Genomic DNA, 22,558 nt, shown 5'->3' on the forward strand with positions numbered 1-22,558 from the left:
CCCCTTGCACGCAGCGGGCCACGATCAAGGTCGCAGCGCCGCGTACGAAGCGAGGATATCGAGGATCTGTCCGGGGAGGGCCATCGGATCGAAGGGCTTCGGGATGACGCCCGCGGCCCCGAGCGCCCGGTACCGATCGACCTCGTGCTTCTGCACCTTCGCGGTCATGAAGATGATCGGGATCGCGGCCGTGGCTTCGCGCGCGCGGAGCTCGAGGAGCGTCTCCTGGCCGTCCATACCGGGCATCATGACGTCGAGCAGGATGACGTCGGGCGACTCACGCGCCGCGATGTCGAGCGCTTCGAGTCCCGAGGACGCGAGCACGACCTTCCATTTGCCGACGCCCTTCAAGCTCAGCTCACCAATTCGTCGGATGTGCGGCTCGTCGTCGACCAGCAGCACCTTCGAAACGGGCATGCGCGGATCCCCTCGAAAGAAACGAGGCCCGCACGCATACCGCGATGCGCGCGGGCCTTGTCGTGTCGATGCTTCGGCGGCGAACTACTTGGCGGCGGGTTCGGCCGCCTTCGGCGCCGGCTCCTTCAGATCGAAGGCCGGAGGCGTCTTCGGATCGCAGTCGGGCGGAGGCCCGAAGCCGTCGGCGTTGAACTTGTACTCGACGTCGCCGGAGCCCTCGGGATCCTGCTTGCTGATCGCCTCGATCTTGACCTCGTGGTCGCCCTTGCGCGCGGGCGTGCAGTACGAGAGCAGGTAGAAGCGCTTCATGTGCGACTCGATGCGCGCGGCCATCTTGTCGAAGGCTTCCTTGACCTTCGCCTGATCCGTCGCGAGCTCGGTCCCGTCGCGCCCGATCTCGTCGAGCTTCGCCTTGCCGATCTCGGCGCCGACGCCGATCGCGTAGATCTGGTAGTTCTCGTACTCGTCCTTGTCCATCTCGTCCTTCATCTGGTCGCGGGTCACGCGCGCGGCGCGATCCGTGCCGTCCGAGAAGACGACGAGCGAGCCGAACTTGAGCGGGCGCTTGTCCTTGTCGAGCTCCTTCTTGAGCGTCGCGAGACCATCGACGACGGCGCCGTGCAGGTTCGTCGACGGGTCCTTCGGCTTGTAGCTGCGCAGCCCTTCGAGGCCGCCCTCGACCGAGCCTTGCGCCTCGGTGAAGGGCACGACCGAGTGGATCTTCTCCGAGCCGTCGAACGCGTACACGCCGACCTTCTGCGTCTTGCCGACGCGCTCGGCGAAAGCCTTGGCGGCGTCGACGAGCGCGTCCGCCTGCCCGGACTCGGTCACGCTGCCGCTCATGTCCACGAGCAGCATCGTGTACATGACGGCCGCGACCTCCGGGTTCTGGATCATCTGCTTGCTCTCGAACGTCGAGACGAGCTCGCCGTCCTCGTAGATCTTGAAGTCTTCGGCCTTGAGGCCACCGACGGGCTTGTCCTTGCCCGCGTCGACCGTGAAGAAGACCCAGACGTTGTTGGGCTTCTTCTGCGCCGAGTTGATGAGCCGGACGTTCAAGCCACCCCCGCACGCGGCGACCAAGAGCGCCAGCAGCGAGAAGAGCGTCACCCAGGCGTAGGAAGTGGTACCCGCGCCGCGCGCGGCCTTGTTTCTGTCGTTCACGGATCGCATTAGGGCAGCACCTCCGCGGCCCTGTCAATTCGCGGTCGTCTGGACAGCTACGTGACCACGAACCCCACCCCGGCCCCCACGGGACGCAAGATCTGCACGTTCGCGCAGAAGGTGCCCCGGCGAGGGCGCCTCTCCGGGCAAGAAATCCGCGGGCTCCGCGGGGCAGGTCACGGGAGCGGGGGCCGCAGCCGGCGACGCTCCCCCAAAAACCTCCTGATCGTGAGGCGTTTCCGCTAACCTCACGACATGGCTCGTATCCTGGTCGTCGAGGACTCCTCTGCGTTCCGGGCGTTCATCCGCGCGGCGCTCGAGGATGCGCCGGGGCTCTTCGCCGCGAGCCCGGACGACGCGCTCGGCGAGGTGGAGATCGTCGAGGCTGCCAGCGGATTCGACGCGCTGCGCCTCCTGCCGCGCGGGCACTACGACCTCGTGATCACCGACATCAACATGCCGGACATCAACGGGCTCGAGCTCCTCCGGTTCATGCGCGACAGCGAGCGACACCGCAAGGTCGCCACGATCGTCATCTCGACGCAGTCCTCCGAGAAGGACCGGGCGCGCGGCCTCGCGCTCGGCGCCGACGCGTTCCTCGCGAAGCCCTTCACGGTGGAGGCGCTGCAGCGCGCCATCACGACGATCCTGCAAGCGCGCAGTTCCCTTCCGGCCGAGAGCAGCGAGGGATCGCGTTGACGAGCGAGAGCGAACGCGCGCGCGAGGAGTTCTTCTCCGAGGCGCAGGAGATCGTCGAAGGGCTCGGGCGGGATCTGCTCGCGCTCGACGAGGCGCAGAAGTCCGGCCACGTCGACCCGGATCTGATCAACGACGTCTTCCGCGCGGTGCACACGCTGAAGGGCCTGGCGGGCCTGTTCGGCGCGACGCGGATGTCGAGCCTCTCGCACAAGCTCGAGGAGCTGCTCGACGATCTGCGCCTCGGCAAGGTCGACGTCACGGCCCCCGTGCTCGACCTGCTCTTCGCCTCCGTGCAGCTCTACGGCAAGCTGCTCCAGGCCGAGAAAGAGGGCCGCGACCAGCCGATGCCGGAGCTCGAGAAGCTCCTCGCGCAGCTCGATCGTGGGGCGGGCGCGGGCGGCGCGACGGGCGGCGGCGGGCCGATCATCGACCCGAACCTGCTCGCGGTGCTCACCGAGTTCGAGGAGCACAAGCTCAAGACGAACATCGCGCAGGGCAACACGCTCTACCGGCTGCGCGTGCGCTTCCAGCTCGCGACGATCGATCAAGGGCTCGACGAGCTCAAGGCGACCGCGAAGCCGCACGGCGACATCATCACGTACCTGCCCGCCAGCGACGGCGACGACATCGACTCGATCACGCTGGAGATCCTGATGGGCTCGCGCGCCTCGGCGGCCACGCTGCACAGCGCGCTGAACCACCTCGGCGTGGAGGTCGAGCCGCTTCCGCGGCAGGGCGACGGGCCCGGGCCTGCGCCTGCGCCCCCGCCGGCCGTCTCCGCCGCCCAGGCGCATCACATCCCCACGCCCACGCCTTCGCCGCCGCCGGTCGCGCCGAGCCACGCGCCGAGCGCGATGCCGCCGATGGGCCACGTGCCGCTCGACATGACGGCGCCGCACCCCTTCCCGGCGCCGCGCCTCGACGCGGGCGCGAGCATCCCGCCGAAGGCGCAGGAGCTCGGCACGATCAAGAGCGTCGCGCAGACGGTGCGCGTCGACATCCAGAAGCTCGACGTCTTGATGAACATCGTCGGCGAGCTGTCGATCGTGCGCACGGAGCTCGAGCGCCTGCTCGAGAAGATGCGCGACGCGCACACGAACCGCGAGCTCCGGATCAACCTGCACCGGCTGCAGCGCGACTTCGAGCGCAACGTCATCAGCCTGCGCCGCGGGATCCTCGAGGTCCGCATGGTCCCGCTCGGCCAGGTCTTCGACAAGCTCGCGCGCGTGGCCCGGCAGATCAGCCGCGAGGCTGGCAAGCAGGTGAACCTCGTCATCACGGGCGCCGAGACCGAGGTCGACAAGCTCATCGTCGAGGAGCTCAGCGATCCGCTCATGCACATGATGCGGAACGCGATCGATCACGGCATCGAGGAGCGCGAGATGCGCGAGGCCGTGAACAAGCCCGCCGTCGGCACGATCGCGCTGAACGCGTTCCAGAAGGGCAACCACGTCGTCATCGAGATCGAGGACGACGGCAAGGGCATCGACACGGAGCGCCTCCTGGAGAAGGCGATCCGGATGGGCGTCGTGCAGGCGGACGAGGCGCGCACGATGAGCCGCCGCGAGGTCCTGAACCTCATCTTCGTGCCCGGCCTCTCGACGAAGAGCTCCGTCAGCGAGATCAGCGGCCGCGGCGTCGGCATGGACGTCGTCAAGACGAACATCTCGAAGCTCGGCGGCGTGATCGACGTGCAGAGCGAGCCTGGCATCGGCACGAAGTTCACGGTGACCCTGCCGATCACGCTGGCGATCATCAGCGCCCTCATCGTGAAGGTGAGCGACCAGCAGTTCGCCATCCCGCTGGCGAACGTGCAGGAGGCCGTCTGGCTCGACACCGAGGCGGTGCGCGTGATCGACGGCCGCGAGGCCGTGACCCTGCGCGGCAGCACGCTGCAGCTCTGCTACCTGGGTCGCCTCTTCGGCCTCGCCGACACGCCGGACTCGAGCGGCACCGGCCCCTTCGGCTCGGGGTTCGACGTGCCTCCGATGGGCCATGCCGGCGGCGTGCCGCCGCGCGGCTCGTTGCGCAGCGAGAGCATCCGCCAGGACTACGCGGCCGCGGCCTTCCCGTATCGCCCGGCGGGAAGCTCTTCGCCTTCCGCGCGGACCGCGCTCGCGCCGCGGCAGAAGCGCAGGTTCATCGTCGTCACCGCGGTCGGCACGCGCCGCCTCGGCCTCGTCGTCGACTCGCTCGTGGGCGAGCAGGACGTCGTCATCAAGGGCCTCGGCCCGAGCCTCAAGAACGTCGCGGGCTTCGCGGGCGCGACGCAGCTCGCGGACCAGCGGATCGCGCTCGTGCTCGACGCGCCCGCGCTCGTCGAGGAGATGTTCGCGCACGCGGATCGTGGCCGCATGCACGGAGGGACCCATGGCTTCTAACCTGGCCCGCCGCACGTCCTCCGCGGTGGTCCCCGCCGCGGGCGTCAAGCGCAAGAAGGCGCAGCGCGATCGCGGCCCGATCACCGAGTACCTCGCGTTCCGCCTCGCGGGCGACGTCTACGCCGCGCCCGTCTCGATCATCCGCGAGATCCTGAAGCTCCACCCGCTCACGCCCGTGCCGCGCGCGCCCTCGTCGATCATGGGCATCATCAGCGTGCGCGGGCAGCTCGTCACGGTGATCGACCTGCGCCGCCGCCTGCGCCTCGCCGAGGGGCCCGTCACGAGCAAGGCGCGCATCCTGCTCGTCGATCCGATGGGCCTGGAGCTGCTCGGCCTCTACGTCGACGAGGTCCTCCAGGTCTATCGCCTCGCCGACAGCGAGATCGAGCATACGGCCACGGCGCTCGGCGGCGAGGTCGCGAGCTACATCGCGGGCATCGCGCGGCCCGCACAGGCGCAGGCGCCCGCGCAGGAGGGGAAGGGGGTCGCGCTGAAGAGCGTCGGCGTCGTTCGCCAGAACGCGTCCGTGATCATCCTGCTCGATTTGAAGGTGGTGCTTTCGTCCTGACGGACCGCCGTTCGGGAGAGACGGACCCAGCAGATGCCCGACTATGGCCAGAGACACCGCGCCGATCCCCAGAAGAGCCTCGTCGGCTTCGTCGTGGGCGACGTGCACTACGCGATCGGGATCGGCCAGGTGCGCGAGATCGTGAACCCCTTGCCGGTCACGCCGCTCCCGCACACCCCGCCCGAGGTCTCGGGCGTGGCCGATCACCGCGGCGACGTCGTGCCCGTCCTCGATCTGCGCATCCGCTTCGGCTTGCCGCCCACCGAGCCGACCCGCTCGACGAAGTGGATCCTCGTCGACGCCGGTGTGCGCATGGTCGGCCTCGTCGTCGACGCCGTCTCCGAGGTCTTCGGCACCGGCGCCGACGAGATCCGCCCGACGCCTCCCGTCGGCGGAGGCCGTGATTTGCGAGGCATCTCGGGCGTCACGAACCACAACGGCTTGCTCGTCTTCGTGCTCGATACGAAGCGGTTCACGGAGATCGTCGACGACATCGCCGATGTCCTGCCGCCGCTGGACGACTTTTGAGGAGCGCGCCGTGACCCCCCCTTCGATCCCTTTCGTCTCGCCTGCGCTGATCGAAGCCGCCCTCGACGCCGCGGACGCCGAGGAGCGCCGCCAGGCCACCTCCCTCGCCGCGGAGCTGCCGCTCTACGACGCGCTCCCGCTCCTCGTCCGCGCGCTCGGCGACACCGACTGGCGCGTCCGCAAGGAGGCCACGTACGCCGCGCGCGCCTTCATCCCCGCGCCGAGCCTCATCGCGGCCATGGTCAAGACCTTCGAGCCCTGCGACAACGTGGGCCTGCGCAACGCCGCGATCGAGGTCCTCGCGAACTGCGGCAGCGCCGCGACCGCGCCCCTCGAAGCCTCGCTCGCGCGCCTCGACGCTGACGGCCGCAAGCTCGCCGTCCAGGCCCTCGGCTACACGCGCGACCCGCACGCCCTCGTCGTCCTCGAGCGCTCGCTGCGCGACCCCGACGAGAACGTCCGCCAGGGCGCCGTCGAGGCCATCGCGCAGCTCGGTCCGATCGCGCCCGTCGAGGTCCAGCGCCTCCTCTTCCGTTGCCTCGACAGCGCCGATCCTTTCGCCAGGCTCGCCGCGCTCGAAGGCCTCAACGCCCTCGGCGCCGTGATCCCCTGGGAGCGCCTCGCGCCGCTCCTCGAGCACCCTTCCCTGCGCTCCGCGGCCCTCTCGGCCGCCGCCGCTTCCGACAGCCCCGCGGCCGCGAAGGCGCTCGCCCGCATGCTCCACAAGGCGCGCGGCGGCACCTTCCTGCAGGCCATCACCGCGCTCGCGCGCCTCGCCGAAGGCCCGCTCCTGCCCGCCGTCACCGAGGCCCTCGCCGCCGAAGGCCCCGAGCTCGGCGAGCGCCTCGTGCGCGTCGCCACGGCCGAGGGCGCCGATTCGCCGCACCAGCGCGCCATGGCGCTCCTCCTCGCTGCGGTCGCGCGCGCGCCCGGCGTCGTCGACGCGGCGGCCGCCGCGCTCGCCGAGGAGACCTTCACGGAACAGGCCGAACGCGCCCTCTTCCTCCTCGGCCCCGCCGCGTTGCCCGGCCTCGTCGCGCGCATCGCGCCCGAACAAGGCGCGACGCCGCTCGTCGCCGACGTCCGCGCCGCCCTCATCGAGGTCGCCGCCGGCATCGCCCTCGCGCCCGGCGCGCCCGAGCGACCGACGGCGCTGCTCGAAGCCCTGCGCAAGGCCGCGTTCGACGACGAGCGCCGCGTCGCGACGAGCGCCCTCTTCGCCCTCTCGAAGCTCGGCGCCGAGGAAGACCTCACGCTCGCCGCGCGCCTCGTCGCCTCGCCGATCCGCCCGGTCGCTCATGCGGCCGAAGGCGCGCTCGCCTCGCTCGCGACCCGCCACGAGAAGGCCGCGCGTGCGCTCGGCGACAGCCTCGTCCACGGCCCCGGCGACGACGCCTTCGCCGCCGCGATCCTCCTCGGCGCCCTCGCGGCCACGCGCAGCAAATCGAGCCCGCCTCCGTCGCCCGGCGACCTCGGCTTCCTCGCGCGCGCCGCCGCGGCCGAGGACGTACGCACGCGCCGCGCCGCCATCGGCGCTGTCGCCGAGATCGGCGGCGACTCTGCGCTCGACGTCCTCTCGCTCGCGCTCGCCGACGAAGAACGCGAGGTCCAGCTCGCTGCGGCGCGCGCGCTCGGCTACCTCGGCGCGGCGGCGCGGCGACGCGAGACCTCGCCGGACGCGCACGAGACCCCGAGCCTCCGCACCATCCTCGACATCGCGGGCCGCTCCATGGATGCCGAGCTCGTCGCCACCGCGATCCGCGCGCTCGGCGAGGCCCTCTCCACGATCCCGCCCGAGGCCGCGGGGCGCGCTGCGGCCACGCTCATCGACGCCCTCGGGCCGCTCGCCCGCGAGGCCGAGGCCGTCGTCGCGATCGCCGCGGCCGAGGCCATCGGGCGCCTGCGCTGGGGCACGCTGGGTAGGCAGGCGGCCCTCGTCGCGGCGCTCGATCACCCTGATCCGGCTGTCGTCAAGGCGGCGCTGCTCAAGGTCGAGACGAGCGGCCCCGATGGCGAAGCGCTCCTCCGTTGCCTCGACCATCCCTCGCCCGACGTCCGGCTCCTCGCGGCCGAGACGATCGCGGCGAGCGACAACTCGACCTTGCGCGAGCGCCTGGCGCAGCGCGCGTCGCACGAGCTCGATCGGGACGTCCGCGACACCCTCGAGGGCGCGCTCTCGTCGATCCGTTGGCGGGGAGAAAGGGGTTTCTTCGGGTCGTGATGCGCTTCCCGGATGAGATCCGCCTCGCGCCGGACGAGTTCCGCCTCTTGCGGGATCTCATCAACCAGCATTGCGGCATCTCGCTGAGCCCCGAGCAGCGCCCGGTCATCGAGCGGCGCTTGCGCGAGCGCCTCAGCGTGCATGGCTTGCACTCGTTCGGCGAGTACTACCAGCTCCTCCGCTCGCCGGATCGGGGCCGTGCGGAGCTCGACGAAGCGCTGGATCTCGTCACGATCAACGAGACCTATTTCTACCGCGAAGACTACCAGCTCACGGCGCTGCGCACCGAGCTCTTCCCGATGCTCCGCCGCCCGCCGCTGAGCCGCGAGAGCCTCTCCATCTGGAGCGCGGGCTGCTCCACGGGCGAGGAGGTCTACTCCATCGCCATCACGGCCAGGGAGGCCGGTTTGTCCGGCCGCCGCGACGTCCGCATCTTCGGCAGCGACATCTCGCGCCGCTGCGTGGCCCACGCGCGCCGCGGCGTCTACGGATCCTCGTCGTTTCGCGCGATTCCCGTCGATCTCAAGCGGAAGTACTTCGTCGAGAAGCCCGACGGCATGCACGTGCAGGACGACCTCCGGGCGTGGTGCCATTTCGGACACCTGAACCTGCTCGATCCGGTCCGCGCCTCGGTCGTCGGCCGCGTCGACATCATTTTCTGCCGCAACGTTCTCATCTACTTCGACGACGTGTCGCGCCGCCGCGTGATCGACATGTTTTACGAGCGACTCCTGCCGGGCGGCTTCTTGCTCCTCGGCCACTCGGAGTCGCTCCTCAACGTCTCGACCGCGTTCGAGCTCGTGCATTTGCGCGACGACCTCGTCTATCGAAAGCCCATCACGGCCTCGCGGTTCGTCCCGGGGGGTTTGGACGGCGGAACGCTCGGATCGGGGAAGCCATGAGCACTTCGGCAAGGGATGCAGCAGAGGTGAAACGGTGGTGAAGGCCGGTCCGCTGCGGGTACTCGTCGTCGACGACTCCGCCTACAACCGAAGGAACATCGCCGACATCCTCACCGGCAGCGACGAGGTCGAGGTCGTCGGCAAGGCGGGCGACGGCGAGGAGGCGCTGCGCCTCGCGTTGAGCCTCAAGCCGGACGTCATCACGCTCGACCTCGAGATGCCGAAGATGGACGGTTTTACCTTCCTTCGCATCTTGATGGTCCGGCAGCCGACGCCCGTGATCGTGGTGTCGAGCTACAGCCACAAGGAGAACGTCTTCAAGGCCCTCGAGCTCGGCGCCGTCGACTTCGTCGCAAAGCCGACCCAGAGGCTCGCGCCCGACGCCTCTTTGCGCCGCGAGATCCTCCAGAAGGTCCTGCTCGTCCGCTACCTGCGCCCGCTCGCGGCCGTGAGCCAGCGGAACAGCGCCATCCCTCCGCTCCCGCGCTCCACGGCCACGCCGCCGGTCCTCTCCACGGCGCAGCCCGAGCAGCCGAGCACGCGCTCGACCACGAACATCGCGGCGCGCTTCATCGTCGGCATCGGCTCCTCGACGGGGGGTCCGACGGCGCTGCTCGAGATCCTGAGCCGCGTCCCCGAGAAGTTTGCCGGGGCGATCCTCATCGCCCAGCACATGCCGGAGAAGTTCACGCGCACCTTCGCCGAGCGCCTCGACAGGAAGAGCGCGATCCGCGTGACGGAGGCCGTCGACGGCGACATCGTCACCGCGCGCCGCGCCTTCATTTGCCCTGGCAAGAACTGCATGGAGGCGGTCGTCTCACAGGGCCCGAGTGGCCTCGGCTGGAACGAGATCCGCCTGCGCGTCGGCCCTCCATCGCAGCACGACCGCTACATCCCGAGCGCCGACCGCCTCCTTCGCAGCCTCGCGCCTGTCGGCTCGCGCGCGTACGGCGTCATCCTCACGGGCATGGGCGACGACGGCGTGGCCGGGGCCCGCGCGATCCGCGCCGGCGGCGGCACGATCATCGCGGAAAGCGAGGAGACCGCAGTCGTCTACGGCATGCCGCGCGCGGCGGTGAAGGCCGGCGTGGTGAACGAGGTCATGGGGCTGCCGCAGATCGTCGACTGGGTGGCGCAGTTGTCCTAGGTGGGGGGCTCCGGTCGTCCCTTCGGTCCTTCCTCTGCCCCCCACACCCCCGCGGGTCTCGCTCGTTGACGCGGCTTCCGCGCAGGCTTCCGCGCCGCGCGAAAGTTGACCCCGCGTCCCCACCGTGAGACACCGGCCCTCGGGTCATGCGCTTTCGAAAGGCCGCACGCGTGTTCGTCACGGCCGGCTGGCTCCTCGCCGGCGCGATCGTCTCTCCGCCGAGCCTCGCTCAGCCCAAGCCCGCGCCTGCCGGCGTGAAGCCCGCGGCCGCCAAGCCTGCCGCGGCCAAGCCTGCCGCCGCCAAGCCCAAGCCCCAGGCCCCCGGAAAGCCCGCGCAGAAGCCCGCGGCCAAGAAGCCCACCGGCAAAAAGCCCGCGACGCGCAAGCCCGGTGAGCCCGGCGAGCCCGACGAGAATGCCCGCCGCGCCATCGCTGGGCTGCCCCCGAGCCAGCATCGCTCCGTGGACGAATCCTCCGAGCTTCGCGCCCTCCGTGAGCTCGACCTCGCCCTCTTCTCCACGGCCCCGAATGCCGGCGCGCCTTGGCCCTCGGACGACCTGCCCACCCTCGATCGCGGCGGCCCTGTCCTCCTCGCCACCGGCGTTCCTCCTTCGGCGCCGCTCCCCGCGCTGCTCCAGCCTCCGCCGCCGGCCGACCTCTCCTTCATCAAAAAGCTCGACCTCCCCGACATCCCCGTTCGCTGGGATGCGCGCGTCCTCCGTTACCTCGAGTTTTACAAGAACAACCCTCGCGGCCGCTCCATGGTCGCCTCGTGGATCAAGCGGAGCGGACGTTATGGCGCGGCCATTCGCCGCGTCCTTCGTGAGCAGGGTTTGCCCGAGGACGTCGTCTGGCTCGCGCTCGTCGAGAGCGGATTCGACCCGACCATTCATTCGCCCGTCGGCGCCGCCGGCCTCTGGCAGTTCATGCCCGAGGGCGCCCGCATTTATGGCCTCACCGTCGACCGCTGGATTGACGAACGCCTCGACCCCGAGCGCTCCACCCTCGCCGCCGCGCGTTACCTCTCCGACCTCCACCGCCGCTTCGGCACCTGGGAGCTCGCCTTCGCCGCGTACAACATGGGGTACGGCGGCCTCCTCGCCTCCATTCGCAAATACAACACGAACGATTTCTGGGAGCTCAGCCGCCTCGAAGCGGGCCTCCCGCTCGAAACGGCGCTCTACGTCCCGAAGATCGTCTCCATGGCGATCGTCGCCAAGAATTGCGCCGTCTTCGGCTGCGACGGCGTCGAGCTCGACCCTGCGGTCACCTTCGACAAACTTTCGGTCGGCCCCGGCGTCGCGCTCCGCACCGTCGCTGCAGCGGCCGGCGTCGAGCTCGACGCCGTCGAGGACTTGAATCCCCAGCTCCCCGCCGCTCGCACGCCGCCGCTCGGCCCTGACGGCAAAGAGGGCGCCTCCTTCGTCGTCCGTGTCCCGCCTGGCACCGGCGCCCGCGCATCCAAGACCGTCGCCAAGCTCCTCGAGCGCGAGGACAAAACCGAGCGTCACGTCGTCCGCTGGGGCGAATCGATCGAGGACATCGCCGCCCTTCGCGGCACCACGAAGAGCACCTTGCTCTCCTTGAACGGCCTCCGCTCCGGCGAGCAGGTCCGCCCCGGCACCGTCCTCCTCGTCCCCCAGGACGGCCCTGACAAACCCACCGTCGCCAGCGTCTTCTCCGGCGCGCGCGGCGAAAAGCCCGTCATCGTCGTCCCCGCCGAGGCCTTCACCTACGCCGATCGCCGCCGCGTCTTTTATCGCGTCGTCTCGGGCGACACCGCCCGCGAGGTCGCCTCCGCGCTCTCCGTCTCCGCCGCCGAGCTCGCCCGCTGGAACACGCTCGAGCCCACGGCCTCCCTCCACGACGGCATGACGTTGCAGGTCTACGTCCCGCGCGATCGCGCCCTCACGAATGCGCTCGTCCTCGAGGAGCCCGAGGCCCGCGTCCTGCCTGTCGGCTCGACCGAGTTCTTCACCCATTTCGAGGCTCTGAAGGGCCGCAAGCGCCTCGAGGTCGCCGCCGCCGACGGCGACACCTGGCGCAGTTTGTCGAAGCGATACAATCTCAGTCTCGGCATGCTCGAGCGCATCAACCACCGCTCGCGCACGACCTCCCTTTCTCCGGGCGACAAGGTCGTCGTGTACGTCGCGCAGGCGAGCCCCCCGAAGGCCGCGCCGGCGCCTGCCAAGGAAGCCCCGGACGACAAGGCCGAGGCCGTCGCCGTCGCGCGCCCCGTCGAGGACAAACCCGCGCCGAGCGAGGACCTCGACGAGCCGAAGACGGACGGCAAGCCTGCGCCCGACGAGGGGCCGACGAAGCCTGCGACGTTCCGCAACGAGACATCTCCGCCCGCACCGGACAAGCCTGCATCCGACAAGCCTGCGCCCGACAAAACGGTGACGCCCAAGGCGCCTCGGGCCGCGGAGCTCCCCCCGCCTGCGCCCTGATTTTCTCGTAGCCAGCCGCCGGGCTCGCGCGCGATGATGGGGCCGATGCGCCGCGATTGCTCTCTGCTCCTCGCTTTGCTCCCGACCCTCGCCCTCGTCGGCTGCACGACGCCCGACGAGAACCCGCAGACCACGCCCCCGCTCCCGGGCCCGGCTGAATGGAACCGCGACGTCGATCCGCCGAGCGACGACGAGGCGGCCACGAAGCGCAGCTCGTGCGGGTACACGGCGGGCATGCTCCCGGCGGAGACGCAAGGGGCGTCGCGCCCCTACGGCGCCGAGATTCCCGTCGACCACATCGTGGTCGTCATGATGGAGAATCGCTCCTTCGACCATTACTTCCAGAAGCTGCCCGAGTACGGCCAGACCGACGTCGAGGTCGCGCCCGAGAACTTCACGAACCCCGACGAGACCGGCACCGCCGTCGCCCCGTTCCGCGACACCCAGCTCTGCTTCGTGGACACGAACCACGAATGGACGGGCACGCACGAGCAGATCAACGGCGGCAAGATGGACGGGTTTTTCAAGACGAACGACGGCTGGCACGAGCTGCCGAGCCCCGGCGCCCCCGAGGAGCTTTTGAGCGGCCGCCGCGGCCTCGGCTACTACACCCAGGACGACCTGCCGTTTTATTACTGGCTCGCGAACGAGTTCGCCATCGCGGACCACTACCATGCCTCGGTCCCTGGCCCCACGTGGCCGAACCGCATGTACCTCTACGCGGCGAGCTCCTTCGGGGCCGTCCACAACACGTTCGTCGCGCCGGACGAGGTGCTCTTCGATTACCTCGAAAAGCGGGAGGTCACCTGGCGCGTCTACGTCTCCACCACCCCTGGCTCCGCGATCTTCGTCGACAAGTACCTCCAGTACAGCAAGGACGAGCACGGCCATTACGTCCCGATCGAGACCTACTTCGAGGACCTCAAGAATGGCACCCTGCCCCAGGTCGCCTTCGTCGATCCGGGCATCGCGCGGGAAGGATATGCCCAGAACGACGAGCATCCGCCCGCGATCGCGATGCTCGGCGAGCAATTCACGGCCAACGTCATCGACGCCCTCGCGAAGAGCTCGGCCTGGGAGCGCTCCGCCCTCTTCCTCACGTACGACGAGCACGGCGGCCTCTACGACCACGTCCCGCCTCCGCCCGCCTGTCCGCCCGACGACATCGCGCCGGACCTCGAGGAGGGTGACACGGACGCGAAATTCGACCAGCTCGGTGTCCGCGTCCCGCTCATCGTCGTCTCGCCCTACGCGAAGAAGCATTTCGTCGGTCACCGGACCTACGACCACACCTCGATCGTCCGGTTCATCGAGGCCCGCTTCCAGATGCCGGCGCTCACGAATCGGGATGCGAACGCCGAGGCGCCGTGGGAAATGTTCGACTTCGAAAACCCCCCGCATGCCACGCCCCCGACGTTCGCGATGCCCACGGTCGACCAGGCCAAGATCGATGCCTGCCAGGTGCTCTACGAGCCCTGAACGCCTCTCCGCGCTCGTCCTCGCGGCCCTCGTCCTCGCGGGCTGCCCGGACGAGCCGGAGGCCCCCGCCCCCACGGAGGCGAGCGCGAAGCCCAGCGCGACCGCGGCCCCGCCCGAATCTCCGCCCTCCCCGCTCACGCGAATCGTCGACGAGCCCGCGCGCCGCGGCCTCGACGCCCTCGAAGCGCTCACGGCCGCGATGCCCGCGGGGCGGGGCGACGCCGATTCTCATTACCTCGACCTTCGCCGCGCCCTCGCCGCGGGCGCGCCGCTCTGGCGCAGGCCGGACACCCTCGGCGGCGAGGTCGTCTTCGGCCCCCTGCGCTCCCTCGACGAAGCCGGCGGCGCGCTCCTCCGCCTCGACGCCGCGCTCGTTCGCGGGGACGCCGCGGCCGCGCGTGTCGAAATGGCCGCCCTCGACCGCGCCTTGCGCCTCTTCCAGAATGAAGCGCGCCGCCTTCCGCCGGCGCCCGCTCCCGTTGCGCAAGCTCTCTCGCTCGCCGCGTACGACCTCGGCGCCCTCGCGCTCGAATCGATCCAGGGCGTCCCCGAGGGCTCCGCCGCCGTCCTCGCCGATCTCCGCGGCACCCTCGATTTCATCGAATCCGCCGCCGCGGCCCTCGCGACCCCTGCGGCCGCCCAGACCCCGGCCGCCCTCGCATCCGTGCAAGAGGCCACGCGGCCCCTCCGCGCGCGCCTCGACGCCGCCAGAACCGCAAACGACCTCGACGACCGCGCGAGCTTCGTCCTCGCCACGGGCCGCCTCGGCGTCGCCCTCCGCCGCCTCGCCGCTGCCGCCGGCCTCCCGGTGCGATTGCCCTACCGCGCCCGTTTCCCGGTCGCGAAGGGCGACGCGGACGAACCCATCTCGGCCTTCACCCTCCCCGCCGCGCGCAGCAGCCTGCGCGGCCCGAGCAGCGACGAAACCCCCTGGGCCGCGCTCGGCCGCAAGCTCTTCTTCGACAAACGTTTGTCCAAGAACAGCGCTCGCTCCTGCGCCACTTGCCACGTCCCCGAAAAAGCATTTTCCGACGGCCTCCCGCGCCCGCCCTCCCTCGATCCGGCCGTCACGCTGCGCCACACGCCGAGCTTACTTTATGGGCCGCTGCACGCCGCCCAGCTCTGGGACGGCCGCGCGCTCTCGCCCGAGCGCCAGGCCCTCGGCGTCATCCGCGCCCGCGCCGAAATGGGCCTCGAAACCGACGAGCTCGTCGCCGCGATCGAATCCGCCGCGGACCTCCGCGCCCTCTTCCAGGCGCTCCCCACGCCCGGCGTCACGCCCGAAAACGTCGGCCGCGCCCTCGCTGCCTTCGAATCCAACGTCTTCGTTCCCGGCGACGCCCCGATCGACGCGTTCGCCCGCGGCGACGAGGCTGCGCTCTCGCCCTTGCACCGCCGCGGCCTCGACGTCTTCGCCGGCAAAGGCCGCTGCGCCCGCTGCCACATTCCTCCTTTCTTCGGTGGCTCCCGCCCGGCCGATTTCGCCGTCCCCGTCTTCGCCGTCCTCGGCGTCCCCGACAAACCCAACGGCACAAACCTCGATCCGGACCGGGGCCGCGGCGCCGTCACCTCACGCCCCGCCGACGAGGGCGCATTCAAGACCCCGACCACCCGCGACGTCGCGCGCACCGCGCCTTATTTCCACAATGGCGCCTTCCGCACGCTCGAAGAGGTCGTCGACTTCTACGACAAGGGCGGCGGCAAGGGCCTCGGCCTCCCCGTCCCGAACCAGGACCCCGACGTGCGCCCACTCGGTTTGTCCGCCGACGACAAACGCGTACTGCTCGCCTTCCTGCGCGAGGCGCTCCTCGACAAGACGCCGCCCGAAAAACTCGTTCCCTCGCGCTGAACGCCACCGACGTCGGGCGCACCGCCCCGGCCGAAGATGGCCCGCGAGAGCCCTCGCTTCGCCCCTGACGGGACAAAGAGGCACCGTCCCGCGAGGCCATCCATTGTGCCCGCGCGTGGTCACGACGATGACCGGGGCTCCCGTGGAAATACGAAAAATTAATCATTGCTGGCGACGAGCCGCATGGTACTCAATCGGGACTTCCTTTCGACGTACGACCGCTGCGCGGCCACCGGCCGCCGGAGTCGCGTCATCGTCGGGCTCGCACCGTTCATGGGAACGGCTGCGGTGCGTTGATTGACCTTACGTCGTGGTGGGACATCGGGGGAATCCATCCTTATGACGACGCAATCCAATGGTATTTCCAGAGGGCGGAGACGCTCTCTTCGGCTTTTTCAGGGCACGCTGCTTTCGTCCGCGCTGCTCGGCCTCCTCTCCGGTTGCCTCGCAGAGTCGCCGCTGGAAGAAGAGGACGAGTTCGGCGTGGCTGCGCAAAAGTTGAGCGTCGGCGGATTCGTCGTCGTCTCGGGGGACGACGCGGACGACGGCGGGCATTGCCAGGGCAAGGCGTGCGGGGGCATTTACGTCGCGTTTCTGAAGCAAGCCGTCGAGCAGTCGAAATCGGCCGGCACGGGCATCCTGGCCATCGGCGTGAACGGAGGCTTCGCGCAGTCCGCTCTGATCAGCTGGAACAAGCCGGGCTTCGGCGGACCAGGCGCCGTCATCACGATCGTGACCGACCCTGCGCAGATCAAGACGGTCGATTTTTCGAATTATGCCGCGCTCTACATCCCTTCCGCCTCCGTGAATACGAGCGGCGGTATCAACAACCTCCAGATCGCCGCGCTCAACACGCGAAAGCCCGACATCGCGACGTTCGTGAACGCCCAGGGAGGGTCCCTCGTCGCGCTGACGCAGGCCGGCGTTTCGGGCGGCTGGGGCTTTTTGCCGGTGCCGCTCACCACGGCGAGTGCCTTCTTCGCCGACGCGGCCCCCACGCCGGCTCTCGTCGCGCTCGTCCCGGGCGTCACGAAAACGAACCTCAGCCACTGCTGCTTTCACAACGTCTTCATCGGGCCGGAGGGGTACTCCGGCCTCAGCGTCCTCGCCACGCACGACAGTGGTGGCATCCATCAGGGCAAACCCGTCATCCTCGGCGGACCCGGCACGCTCTTGACCGCCGAGGTATGCAATGACGACGACGACAACGACGGCGACGGGAACATCGACGGCGCGGACCAGGACTGCTGGGTCTGCGGGGACGGCGACGTGGATCCCTTCGAGGCGTGCGACGACGGCAACAAGATCGACGGCGACGGCTGCAGCGCCGCGTGCGCTCGAGAAAACGCGCCGCCCCTCGCGGCCTGCGAGAACGTCACGACCTGCAACGACGCAGGGCAATGCTCGGCCCAGGTCTCTGGCCTCGGCGCGAATTCATCTGATCCGGACGGCGATCCGCTCACCGTCACGCAATCCCCTGCCGGTCCCTATGCCGTGGGTACGAACAGCGTGCTCGTGGAAGTCTCCGACGGCCAGGAGATCGGTACCTGCCAGGCGACCGTGACCGTGAACGATTGCGAGCCTCCCAGCATCTCCTGTCCGGCTTCCGTCGCTGTCGAGTGCACGGGCAACCAGCAGGCGCTCGTCTCACCGCCCGCCATGATCGCTACGGACAACTGCGGCGCCAGCGTGGCCGCGCCCGCACCCGCGAGCTTATCGCTCGGCGTCCATGCGCTCTCGTATACGGCGACGGACGTGGCAGGCAATACGGCGACGTGTACCACGGCGGTGACGGTGGTCGACACGACGACGCCGCTCCTCACGTGCCCTGACGCGATCGTCACCGAATGCACGGGCAATGGCGCCGCCGACGTCGTCCCCGGGGCCGCACAAGCGAGCGATGTCTGCTCCGACATGACGATCAACGGTCCGTCCGCGGGCTCGTATCCGCTCGGCACGACCGTCGCCACCTACACGGCCACGGATACCTCCGGCAACGCCTCGAGTTGCACCTCGACGATCCAGGTGGTCGACAGCACGCCGCCGCTCGTCACCACGAACGGGCTTTCGATCTCCGGGCCGCTGAATCACAAGTTCACCACCGTGCACCTGAGCGATTGCGGAATCACGGTGACCGACACGTGCGGAGGCGTGCTCGCCCCGTCCGTCGCATCGGCCACGATCACGTGTGTCACCTCGGACGAAGCTCCGAATGTGCTGGGGAACGGCAACGCGACGCCGGACATCGTCATCGTCGATGAAGACACCGTCTCGCTGCGCGTGGAGCGAAAGGGCCTGAGTGATGGTCGGGTGTACGAAATCCACTTCCGGGTGACCGATGCGTCGGGCAACGTCTCGTACGGCGTCTGCCCGGTCGGCATACCGCCCAACATGGGCGGGCCCGCCGTGGACAGCGGCGACGCGTACCAGGTCTGTCGCCCTTGAATCGCCCCGTCCTTGCGCCGATCCAGGGTCACCCCCTCGCCGGCAACTCGAAAAAGAACAGCGCCCCGCCCGCCTCCCCGTTCTCGTATCCGAGGCGGCCGCCGTGCATCACCACGATCGTCTTGGCGATGTAGAGCCCGAGCCCCGTCCCGCCGACGCTGCGCGTGCTCGACGCGTCCGCCTGCGAAAAACGCCGAAAAATCTTGTCCCGGAACGCCTCCGGCACCCCGGGCCCCCGATCCGCGACCTCCACGCGGAACCCCTCCGCGCTCGATCGCGCATGCACCCGCACGACCTCTCCAGCCGGCGAATGCTTGATCGCATTCGACAGGAAATTCAGGACCACCTGCTGAATCCGTTGCGGATCGACGAACACCGGCATCCCCTCCGGCACGTCCGCCTCCACCCCGACCTCCTTCGCCTGGGCCACCGGCGCATGCAGCTCGATCGCGCCCCGCACCACGTCCGCGAGATCCACGTCCGCGAGCTTCAGCGAAATGCCCCCCGCCGCGAGCTTTCGCACGTCGAGCAGATCGTCCACGAGCCGCCCGAGCCGCTGCACGTTCTCCGACGCCATTTGCAAGAGCTCCGCCTGGAGCTCGGGATCCTTTCCCGCCACGCCGCCCACGACGAGCCCGATCGCACCCCGGATCGCCGTCAGCGGCGTACGCAATTCGTGGCTCACCACGCTCACGAGCTCGTCCTTCGCGCGCTCCGCCTCGATACGCGCCGTCATGTCGTGCGCGCTCACGAGAATGCCGGGTTTGCCCGTCACCGGATCGGGAATCGGCCGCGCGGCGACCGAGAACCACCGCGGCCCCTCCGTCGTCACGACCTCCACGTCCTCGAAGAACGGCGCGCCGCCCGCGACCTGCGCGAGCACGCGCGCCCCCTCCTCTTTCTCGGCGAAGATCCCCTCGAACGAGAATGCATGGCCGAACCGCTCGCGCGCCAGCGTATTCGCTTGCAGGAGCGAACCGTCGAGCGCGTGCGTCGTCACCACGAGCGGCGCGTATCGGACCGCCTCCGCGGCGCGCACCACCTCGGGATCGGCCCCGTCTCGAATCGGCGCCGCCTCGACGAGCAGGCCCCCGCGCCCGTCGGGCAGCGGGAATGCCTTGAAGCTCATGTGCACGCGGACCGCCTCTCCCTTCGGATAGATCGTCCGCTCCGACCCGACGCGCTCGCCGGCCGCCACGCGATCGCGGAGCTGCTGCAGCGTCGCGCGAATCGTCGGTGACGGCGCGAGGTCGCGGTTGACGAGCTCGCGCACGTCCTCGGCGCGCCAGAGCGACACGGCCGCGCGGTTCGCCCACACGATGCGCACCGCGTCCGGGTCCGTGATCCAGACCGGCTGGTCGAGCAGATTCAGGATTTCGAGGCGGCTATCCGCGAGGGGCGAGAAACGCATGGGCGGCTCCCGCGGGCGATCCCCTCCGCGAAAAAGCGAGGGGCCAGCGCGAGGCAAAGCTCCATCTTAGTCGCGGACGCGGCCGGGGTGGGGTAAAAACGACGGCGCGTGGGTGTCGATGGACACGTTCATCGGGGACACCCACACAGGCGGTGACCGAAGCGACGTGGGGCGAGGACCCCGGAGAGCACGATGGACAAACGACGAGATCCGAAGGCACAAGAACGCGCGCCCGAGCAAGCGGAGCCTTCGCCGATCGACGAAGAGGAGCTCGACGAGGGCGAGGAAGGCGAGGAGGACGAAGAGCTCGCGCCCACGGTCGTCCTCGGTCGATTCGGGGATCTGCGCGGCTTCGCCGACGCCGCGCTCGTCAAGAAGTACGCCGAGCGGCCCATCTGGTTTTTGATCGAGGACGACGCGGACCTCATGGAGCTCTTCGTCCGGCACCCCGAGAAGCCCGCCCCGCGAGCCGCGGCGGAGGCGCTCCTCGGCGTCCTGCGCTCGTTCGCCGCGGCCGAAAGCGAGGCGCTCCAGGGCGTGCTCGGCCCGACGGATCAGATCGGGTTCGGGTATCACGAGAACGCCTCGTTCGACGACGTCGTCTCGTCGTTCGAGGACGACGGCTTCGAGGTCGCGTTTGCCCTGTACGAAGGGAAGGTCGTGCCGGAGGACGAGGACGACGAATGAGGGTCACGCTGTCCAGGTGATCCGGACCGTGAGGGCCTTTTGCGGCGTCCCGTCGCGCTCGCCGTCCGGCAGGGGCGAAGACCACACATACCGCACGTCCCGCGCGCCCGCGGCGCCGAGCGCGCCCTCGATGAAACCCTCGTTGCACCACAGGTAAAACCCGAGCATGGGCGCGGCCATGCCGGAGAACCGCCCCTCCGCGAGCCCCTCGGTCGCGATGGTCATCTCCGCGCGACAATTCTCGAAATAACGCTCGAAGATCCGCGGCAGCCGGAGGGCCATGTCCGCGGCCGACGAGCTCCGCATCTGCGCGCGGTACAGCCCCATCACGTTGTTCTCGCCCGCGTGGCGCGCGCGCCCCCGGACGAATTTGTCGAAGGGTGTCCCCTCGACCTTCGCCAGCGCGCGAAGGAAATGGATGGCCGGCACGAGGTCGTAGCTCGACGTCGCGAGGAAAATCGTATTGTCGAGGAACGCCTCGACCTCGGGGTGTGCCATCGCGGCGTACACGGCCGGCAGCCCTCCCGGCGTGCGTTTGGTCGCGTACTCGAAATTCCCCATGTACAAGACGCCGCGGACGCGAAATGGCCCTTCCCCGATTCGATGCCGAAGCGACGACGGATCGCAGGCCCACGTCTCCTTGTACATGGCGGCGGAGTCTATCGACCCGGGCATGACCCCGCAAGCGCGCCCCCTCACCGTGCGACGCGCTCGACGAAAGGATCCGTGGTGACGGACGTGAGCGGGCCCGCGCGCTGAAATCGATCGACCCCCAAGCCCGCCGCCGCCCGCGCGTCCAACGATGCCGCGATGCCCCGTTTCGCCCGCCTCGCGAGCGCTCCCGCGGCGCTCTCCCTGCTTTTTGTCCTCGGGTGCGGCGCCCGGGCGGCCTTCCCGCGCGCAGGCGAGGCCGCCGCGCGTGGCCCCGCAATCGCCCCGCCAGACGCGCCCGCGCCCGAGCCCGCGAATCGCGGCGGCGAGACGTCCCTCGTCCTCCTCGAGCCCCACCAGGGCGATACCCCCTTTTCCGCGTTCCGCCTCGTCAACAAGAACCCCGATCCCATCCGCGGCGCGCGCCATTGGCCCGGCCTCTTCGGCACGATCGAGCGCCTCGGCCTCGACGACGTCTATCGCGCTTTTCCGCCTCCCCAGGGGTATTGCCTCACCGTCTCCGCTCAGCCCGAGCTCGCTCCCTCCGCGGCGACGATCGTCTCCGAGCTCCCCCTGATGGGCGGCGAACGCATCCTCCCGCCCGGTCGCTATCGGTTCGTCGTGCCACACCTGCGCGACACGCACCCGGACCAGCTCTTCGCGGCCACCCTCGCCTTCGAGGTGCGCGGCCTCGATCCCACCGAGAGCGACGAGCTCGTGCACCTGCTCGACCGGGACGACGTCCGCGCCTGCCCTCTCGTCGCCTCGTATTTGCTCGACACCATCGAGCGCTCGGCCGCGCCCGAGGCCCTCCCGCGCCTCGAATCGGTCCACGCCGAGACCCTCGACGAGCGCGCGCGCATTTATGCCGTCCTCGCCCATTTCCCCGAGCACGTCCCGCGCCTCGCGCGAATTGCCGCGGGCACGTCGCTCGGCTCCCTCGCCGCGGCCGTCATCCTCCTCGAAGAGGGGGCCCGCGGCGCCGCGCTCGCCGCCGCCGTCACGCGCATTGCGCTCGCCCTCGCCGCCCCCGACGAGCCCCCGAGCCGCGCCGTCCAGGCCCTCGCGCGCGAGGCCGACGAATGGCCTCCCGAAATCGCCCCGCGCCTCGTCGCGCGCCTGCTCGCCACGCGCTCGCCCGAGCTTCGCCTCTCGCTCGCGACGGCCCTCTCCACCGCCGGCAAGGACGTCCTCGGAAAGGAAGCGCGCCCGGCCGTCAAAGCCATGCGCGCGGCGGCCCGTTCGAGCGCGGACGCGCGCATTCGCGACGCCTTGCTCGACATGGCTGCCGCCCTCGCCGAGGAGCTCGGCGACGAGCCCCCGCGCGATCGCCCCGGCCTCGCGCTCGAAGCTAGCCCTGAGCTCGGCGGCGCGGCGGACGACCCTTGCCGCGTCCTCTTCGAATCGCTCCGCCCTCATCCCCTCCTGCGCCATACCCCTGCGGCGTGGCCTCACGGCGAACGCGAGCCATTGCGCACGACGTTCGGTGCGTCGGGCGTGGAGCTTTACCGCCCTGCCAAAGACGAATAACCTCGGGAACCTCGGGCCTCGTCGCCTGT

General features: G+C 70.0%; 17 protein-coding genes. 13 read left to right on the top strand and 4 right to left on the bottom strand.

Annotated elements, in window-relative coordinates; all coding sequences use genetic code 11:
* Window positions 1-24: 24 nt before the first annotated feature.
* Both QHF85_RS10350 and QHF85_RS10355 read right to left on the bottom strand, forming a co-directional pair.
* Complete coding sequence (locus QHF85_RS10350; RefSeq protein WP_281326948.1) at window positions 25-417, bottom strand: response regulator; 393 nt, start codon at window positions 415-417, stop codon at window positions 25-27.
* An 84-nt stretch (window positions 418-501) separates the two neighbouring features.
* The gene (locus QHF85_RS10355; protein ID WP_281326949.1) at window positions 502-1,581 is read right to left on the bottom strand and encodes a VWA domain-containing protein; all 1,080 of its coding nucleotides are present in this window, start codon (window positions 1,579-1,581) and stop codon (window positions 502-504) included.
* Between the two features lie 255 nt (window positions 1,582-1,836).
* Here QHF85_RS10355 and QHF85_RS10360 point away from each other — a divergent pair, with 255 nt between their 5' ends.
* From QHF85_RS10360 to QHF85_RS10410, 11 genes are all read left to right on the top strand, one after another.
* The gene (locus tag QHF85_RS10360) at window positions 1,837-2,280 is read left to right on the top strand and encodes a response regulator (RefSeq protein ID WP_281326950.1); all 444 of its coding nucleotides are present in this window, start codon (window positions 1,837-1,839) and stop codon (window positions 2,278-2,280) included.
* Entirely contained in the window at window positions 2,277-4,661 is a 2,385-nt protein-coding gene (locus QHF85_RS10365) for a chemotaxis protein CheA (protein WP_281326951.1), read from the top strand. The genes QHF85_RS10360 and QHF85_RS10365 overlap by 4 nt, the downstream gene beginning before the upstream one ends.
* Window positions 4,651-5,229, top strand: a complete 579-nt coding sequence (locus QHF85_RS10370; protein WP_281326952.1) for a chemotaxis protein CheW — start codon at window positions 4,651-4,653, stop codon at window positions 5,227-5,229. The genes QHF85_RS10365 and QHF85_RS10370 overlap by 11 nt, the downstream gene beginning before the upstream one ends.
* A 33-nt stretch (window positions 5,230-5,262) precedes the next feature.
* Window positions 5,263-5,757 carry a chemotaxis protein CheW gene (locus QHF85_RS10375; RefSeq protein WP_281326953.1) on the top strand — a complete coding sequence of 165 codons (495 nt, stop codon included), beginning with the start codon at window positions 5,263-5,265 and terminating at the stop codon, window positions 5,755-5,757.
* A 10-nt stretch (window positions 5,758-5,767) separates the two neighbouring features.
* Window positions 5,768-7,978 (top strand): HEAT repeat domain-containing protein, encoded by a 2,211-nt coding sequence (locus QHF85_RS10380; RefSeq protein WP_281326954.1) that lies wholly within the window; start codon window positions 5,768-5,770, stop codon window positions 7,976-7,978.
* Window positions 7,978-8,880 (top strand): protein-glutamate O-methyltransferase CheR, encoded by a 903-nt coding sequence (locus QHF85_RS10385; protein ID WP_281326955.1) that lies wholly within the window; start codon window positions 7,978-7,980, stop codon window positions 8,878-8,880. The genes QHF85_RS10380 and QHF85_RS10385 overlap by 1 nt, the downstream gene beginning before the upstream one ends.
* A 37-nt stretch (window positions 8,881-8,917) precedes the next feature.
* Complete coding sequence (cheB, locus tag QHF85_RS10390) at window positions 8,918-10,027, top strand: chemotaxis-specific protein-glutamate methyltransferase CheB (protein WP_348652727.1); 1,110 nt, start codon at window positions 8,918-8,920, stop codon at window positions 10,025-10,027.
* A 146-nt stretch (window positions 10,028-10,173) separates the two neighbouring features.
* Window positions 10,174-12,477 carry a transglycosylase SLT domain-containing protein gene (locus QHF85_RS10395; protein WP_281326957.1) on the top strand — a complete coding sequence of 768 codons (2,304 nt, stop codon included), beginning with the start codon at window positions 10,174-10,176 and terminating at the stop codon, window positions 12,475-12,477.
* Window positions 12,478-12,522: 45 nt separating this feature from the next.
* Window positions 12,523-13,956, top strand: a complete 1,434-nt coding sequence (locus tag QHF85_RS10400) for an alkaline phosphatase family protein (protein WP_281326958.1) — start codon at window positions 12,523-12,525, stop codon at window positions 13,954-13,956.
* On the top strand, window positions 13,928-15,805 hold the full coding sequence (locus QHF85_RS10405; RefSeq protein WP_281326959.1) for a cytochrome c peroxidase: 1,878 nt from the start codon (window positions 13,928-13,930) through the stop codon (window positions 15,803-15,805). Before QHF85_RS10400 ends, QHF85_RS10405 begins: the two co-directional genes overlap by 29 nt.
* A gap of 339 nt (window positions 15,806-16,144) precedes the next feature.
* Window positions 16,145-18,250 (top strand): HYR domain-containing protein, encoded by a 2,106-nt coding sequence (locus QHF85_RS10410; RefSeq protein ID WP_281326960.1) that lies wholly within the window; start codon window positions 16,145-16,147, stop codon window positions 18,248-18,250.
* A gap of 28 nt (window positions 18,251-18,278) precedes the next feature.
* On the opposite strand, the gene QHF85_RS10415 is transcribed toward QHF85_RS10410, so the two are convergent.
* Window positions 18,279-19,661, bottom strand: coding sequence for a PAS domain-containing sensor histidine kinase (locus QHF85_RS10415; RefSeq protein ID WP_281326961.1), 1,383 nt, complete (start codon window positions 19,659-19,661; stop codon window positions 18,279-18,281).
* 192 nt (window positions 19,662-19,853) lie between these two features.
* Between QHF85_RS10415 and QHF85_RS10420 the strand changes: the two genes are divergently transcribed.
* Window positions 19,854-20,348, top strand: a complete 495-nt coding sequence (locus QHF85_RS10420) for a hypothetical protein (protein ID WP_281326962.1) — start codon at window positions 19,854-19,856, stop codon at window positions 20,346-20,348.
* 3 nt (window positions 20,349-20,351) lie between these two features.
* On the opposite strand, the gene QHF85_RS10425 is transcribed toward QHF85_RS10420, so the two are convergent.
* The gene (locus tag QHF85_RS10425) at window positions 20,352-20,996 is read right to left on the bottom strand and encodes a hypothetical protein (RefSeq protein WP_281326963.1); all 645 of its coding nucleotides are present in this window, start codon (window positions 20,994-20,996) and stop codon (window positions 20,352-20,354) included.
* 162 nt (window positions 20,997-21,158) lie between these two features.
* Between QHF85_RS10425 and QHF85_RS10430 the strand changes: the two genes are divergently transcribed.
* Window positions 21,159-22,529, top strand: a complete 1,371-nt coding sequence (locus tag QHF85_RS10430) for a hypothetical protein (protein WP_281326964.1) — start codon at window positions 21,159-21,161, stop codon at window positions 22,527-22,529.
* The last annotated feature ends 29 nt before the right edge of the window (window positions 22,530-22,558 follow it).

It is taken from the genome of Polyangium sp. 6x1 (assembly GCF_029946515.1).
Lineage (GTDB): Bacteria > Myxococcota_A > Polyangia > Polyangiales > Polyangiaceae > Polyangium.

Excerpts from the sequence above, each read along its gene's own strand:
- QHF85_RS10350 (WP_281326948.1), bottom strand. The coding sequence starts at position 417 with ATGCCCGTTTCGAAGGTGCTGCTGGTCGACGACGAGCCGCACATCCGA.
- QHF85_RS10360 (WP_281326950.1), top strand. The coding sequence starts at position 1,837 with ATGGCTCGTATCCTGGTCGTCGAGGACTCCTCTGCGTTCCGGGCGTTC.
- QHF85_RS10370 (WP_281326952.1), top strand. The coding sequence starts at position 4,651 with ATGGCTTCTAACCTGGCCCGCCGCACGTCCTCCGCGGTGGTCCCCGCC.
- QHF85_RS10375 (WP_281326953.1), top strand. The coding sequence starts at position 5,263 with ATGCCCGACTATGGCCAGAGACACCGCGCCGATCCCCAGAAGAGCCTC.
- QHF85_RS10385 (WP_281326955.1), top strand. The coding sequence starts at position 7,978 with ATGCGCTTCCCGGATGAGATCCGCCTCGCGCCGGACGAGTTCCGCCTC.
- QHF85_RS10395 (WP_281326957.1), top strand. The coding sequence starts at position 10,174 with ATGCGCTTTCGAAAGGCCGCACGCGTGTTCGTCACGGCCGGCTGGCTC.
- QHF85_RS10400 (WP_281326958.1), top strand. The coding sequence starts at position 12,523 with ATGCGCCGCGATTGCTCTCTGCTCCTCGCTTTGCTCCCGACCCTCGCC.
- QHF85_RS10405 (WP_281326959.1), top strand. The coding sequence starts at position 13,928 with ATGCCTGCCAGGTGCTCTACGAGCCCTGAACGCCTCTCCGCGCTCGTC.
- QHF85_RS10410 (WP_281326960.1), top strand. The coding sequence starts at position 16,145 with ATGACGACGCAATCCAATGGTATTTCCAGAGGGCGGAGACGCTCTCTT.
- QHF85_RS10415 (WP_281326961.1), bottom strand. The coding sequence starts at position 19,661 with ATGCGTTTCTCGCCCCTCGCGGATAGCCGCCTCGAAATCCTGAATCTG.
- QHF85_RS10420 (WP_281326962.1), top strand. The coding sequence starts at position 19,854 with ATGGACAAACGACGAGATCCGAAGGCACAAGAACGCGCGCCCGAGCAA.
- QHF85_RS10425 (WP_281326963.1), bottom strand. The coding sequence starts at position 20,996 with ATGTACAAGGAGACGTGGGCCTGCGATCCGTCGTCGCTTCGGCATCGA.
- QHF85_RS10430 (WP_281326964.1), top strand. The coding sequence starts at position 21,159 with ATGCCCCGTTTCGCCCGCCTCGCGAGCGCTCCCGCGGCGCTCTCCCTG.